The organism is Halalkalibacter lacteus (assembly GCF_036663595.1).
In the GTDB taxonomy this organism is placed as follows: Bacteria; Bacillota; Bacilli; order Bacillales; family Bacillaceae_D; genus Halalkalibacter; species Halalkalibacter lacteus.
This window is the reverse complement of the sequence record NZ_JAWRVL010000396.1, coordinates 1-244: the sequence shown is the minus strand read 5'-3', so window position 1 is coordinate 244 and position 244 is coordinate 1. Positions and strand designations below refer to the sequence as shown.

The 244-nt window shown below is 68.9% G+C and carries 1 protein-coding gene; it reads right to left on the bottom strand.

What is annotated here, in order from left to right; genetic code table 11:
- Positions 1-244 (bottom strand): cation-transporting P-type ATPase (locus tag SAZ04_RS22795; protein WP_332700030.1); only part of this gene is annotated, 244 nt, incomplete at both ends.

The following is a 244-nucleotide window of genomic DNA, read 5'->3' as shown; positions in this document are numbered from 1 at the left end:
GACCGCCTGCTGCGAGCGGTACGCCTGGCGGACGTTGATCGCCACGCTGAGGAGCACCATCACCGCAACGACGACGGCATTGGCGACTTCGCCCAGGACGGCGGAGACGAAGCTGGCGACCAGGAGGATGAGGATCAGCGGGTTGGTAAAGAGTTGGACGAAGTCGTGGAGGACACTCCGATGACGGCGCGCCGCGATCTCGTTCGGCCCGTCGCGCCGCAGTCGCGCCGCGGCCTCCGCCGCC